Here is a 3,196-nt window from a genome sequence, read left to right on the forward strand (position 1 = left end):
CCCGATCGTGATCCAGTCGATGGCCAATGTGGATACCAACGACATCGAGGCGAGTGTAGCGCAGGCGAAGCGGATCGCCGAGGCGGGAGGGAGACTGGTTCGCTTCACGACACAGGGCGTGAGGGAGGCGAGGGCGATAGGTCAGATACACGACCGGCTCCGGGAGTCCGGCAGTCGGATCCCGCTGGTTGCCGATGTGCACTTCAATCCCAAGGCCGCCTACGAGGCTGCCAAGCATGTGGAGAAGGTGAGGATCAACCCGGGCAACTTCTACGACCCGGCGCGCGTCTTCGAGCGGGTGGACTACACCGATGCCGAGTATGCACAGGAGCTGGAGGAGCTACAGAGTAAGTTTGGCGACTTCCTCGACCACTGCCGCTCGTACGGCACGGCGATCCGGATAGGGGTCAATCACGGGTCGCTCTCCGACCGGATCATGTCTCGCTACGGGGATACGGCACCGGGGATGGTGGAGAGCTGCATGGAGTTCCTCGAGGTTTGCCGGCGGAAGGGCTTTGACGACGTCGTGATCTCGCTCAAGTCCTCCAATACCGTGCTGATGACGGAGGCGGTTCGCCTGCTGGTGAGCGAGATGGACAGGAGGGATATGCACTACCCGCTCCACCTGGGCGTGACCGAGGCGGGGGATGCCGAGGACGGTCGCCTGAAGAGCGCCGTCGGCATTGGTGCCCTGCTGAGTGAGGGGCTGGGCGACACCATCCGCGTGTCACTGAGCGAAGCACCGGAGCAGGAGATCAAGCCGGCATGGATCTTGGTCGAGTGTGTGGAGCAGGCCGCCGGGGCGGAGGCCATTTCTCTCGACTCCTTATCCGCCCCCCCCCACCCCGTGAGACCATCGAGTACGCCCTTGGTCATCGGGGAGGTCAACACCTATGAGAGAGACTGCTGTCCCGACCTGGTACGCTCTGATCCCCGCTTAGTGACGGTCACTGACAGGGAGGCACTCCGCGGGGAGATCCTCAACCTCCCGGAGGGGGGACACCTGATCGTGAGGCTCACCCACTCCGATGCCCCTGCGATGCTGAGGGCACTGGATGAGGTGATGACCACACCATATATAATAGGCATCTCAGCCGAGGGCCGGGCCGACGAGGCGGCGGTCAGACTCGGCTATGCTGTGGGAGCGGCTCTTTTGCGCGGGCAGGGAGAGGGCCTCTTCGTCTCGGGTCCGCAGCTGAGCAGTAGAGAGGCGGTTCGGCTCGCCTTTGGACTCCTACAGGCAAGCCGGAGGAGGATCTCAAGGACCGAATTCATCTCCTGTCCCGGCTGTGGGCGGACGCTCTTTGACCTCCAGGAGACGGTCGCAAGGGTAAAGGCTGCCACCTCGCACCTCAAGGGACTCAAGATAGGGGTGATGGGCTGCATCGTGAATGGCCCTGGGGAGATGGCGGACGCAGACTATGGCTACGTGGGCTCGACACCCGGACGGGTCGACCTCTACCACGGTAAGGAGAGAGTGCGGCGCGGGATCCCGCAGGACGAGGCGGTGGATCACTTGGTCGACCTCATCAAGGAGTGCGGCGACTGGAGGGAAAAGGAAGCATGATGGACGAGGACGAGCTTGACGAGCGGATGCACGAGGGTCTCTACGAGCGACCCAATAATGGCTTCCCAGCCCGAGGAAGCATAGAGGTGATCGTAGGGTCGATGTTTTCCGGCAAGACGGAGGAGCTCATGCGCCGTCTCAGGAGGGCAGTGATCGCACGCCAGCGGGTGCAGGTATTTAAGCCCCTGATAGATACTCGCTACTCTCAGGGGGACGTGGTCAGCCACGATCGCAATACACTCGAGGCTACCGCCGTGGCGCGCCCGGAGACGATCCTTCTCCTGAGCTCGGATGCTCAGGTGGTGGGGATCGATGAGGGGCAGTTTTTTGACACTTCCTTAGTAGACATTTGCTTACAGATGGCCGACAACGGCATCCGGGTGGTAGTCTCGGGACTGGATATGGACTACGAGCGGAAGCCCTTTGGCTGCATGCCGCGACTGATGGCGGTCGCCGACAGGGTGCTCAAGGTGCACGCCATCTGTGTCTCCTGTGGCGCCCCCGCCCTCTACTCTTACCGCCTCGTCTCGGACCAAGAGCAGGTACTCGTAGGGGCCAAGGCGGAGTACGAGCCCCTCTGTCGCAATTGTTATCTCAAGCGTCTCAATCGCCTATGAATACATCCACAAAGACTGACCAAGAGAAAGCGGATCGGCTCGCCCCTGACCCATCGGGAAAGATTACGCTTGTGCCGACAGGCGGGCTGGGGGAACGGCTTCGCGCCGTGGCCTCCACCATTGCCCTGGCGCGGAAGCACAGCAGACCATTAGAGATCATCTGGTTTGAGACCGATGACTTTATGGCACCGTCCAATCGGCTCTTTACCCTCGACCCTCAGATGAGGAGGGAGGAGATCACGATCAGGGAGGCGAAGTGGACCGACTGGATCAGCAACCGCTACCCAGACAAGGGGAATGTCTGGCTCTCGGCGCCTTATATGATGGTCTCATTCGATAACGTACTGACGAACGACAAGATCAAGGAGCTACAGGCGCATGCGCCGGAGCAGCTGGAGCTGATATTCCGCCGGAGACACCACAGGCTATTCATCGAGACAAGTATGGAGCTGACTCGCTCGCGAGATATGTACAGCCCGCTGCTGCCAAATATCGAGGTGATCAACGTGCGCAACTCTCGCCTCTCCTCGTGGCACAACAATATCGTCGGGATCCACATAGACCGCGACTCGGCCGTATCGATGCAGGACAGCCCGATAGAGCTCTTCATCAAGCGGATGCATGAGGTCGTAGTCGCCGATCCCGGCACCTCCTTCTTCGTCACCACCACATCGCACAACGAGCGGGAGCGGCTCCAGACCCTCTACAGCTCCAGGATCATCTCGCCCTCCTCCATGTCGGACGGGACGTCGGTAGACGGGCTGATCGAGATCTATGGGGACCTGCTCGCGCTCTCCCAGACGACTAAGATCCTCACCACGCCAAATAGCGCCTACAGCGCCGTCGCCTCCACCATGGGACACATACGATCAGAGGCGCTGAGCATCTACTCGTCACCCACGATCATCACCACCTAACTATACACCATGCTGACGCTAAGTCACGTCGGCGTCTCCTTTGGCGCCACCGTACTCTTCTCAGATATCAATCTTCAGGTCAATGCCGGGGAGCG

General features: G+C 60.8%; 3 protein-coding genes. All 3 read left to right on the forward strand.

Translation table 11 applies throughout. The features are described from left to right. Positions 1-1,567: flavodoxin-dependent (E)-4-hydroxy-3-methylbut-2-enyl-diphosphate synthase (locus tag Q0F21_RS06710; protein WP_297238522.1), on the forward strand; the 1,567-nt coding region annotated here is incomplete at its 5' end. Between the two features lie 26 nt (positions 1,568-1,593). Beyond that, positions 1,594-2,184, forward strand: a complete 591-nt coding sequence (locus Q0F21_RS06715; protein WP_297238526.1) for a thymidine kinase — start codon at positions 1,594-1,596, stop codon at positions 2,182-2,184. Then, entirely contained in the window at positions 2,181-3,101 is a 921-nt protein-coding gene (locus tag Q0F21_RS06720; RefSeq protein WP_297238524.1) for a hypothetical protein, read from the forward strand. Before Q0F21_RS06715 ends, Q0F21_RS06720 begins: the two co-directional genes overlap by 4 nt. Positions 3,102-3,196 lie beyond the last annotated feature (95 nt).

Source organism: uncultured Porphyromonas sp. (genome assembly GCF_934359325.1).
Classification (GTDB): Bacteria; Bacteroidota; Bacteroidia; order Bacteroidales; family Porphyromonadaceae; genus Porphyromonas_A.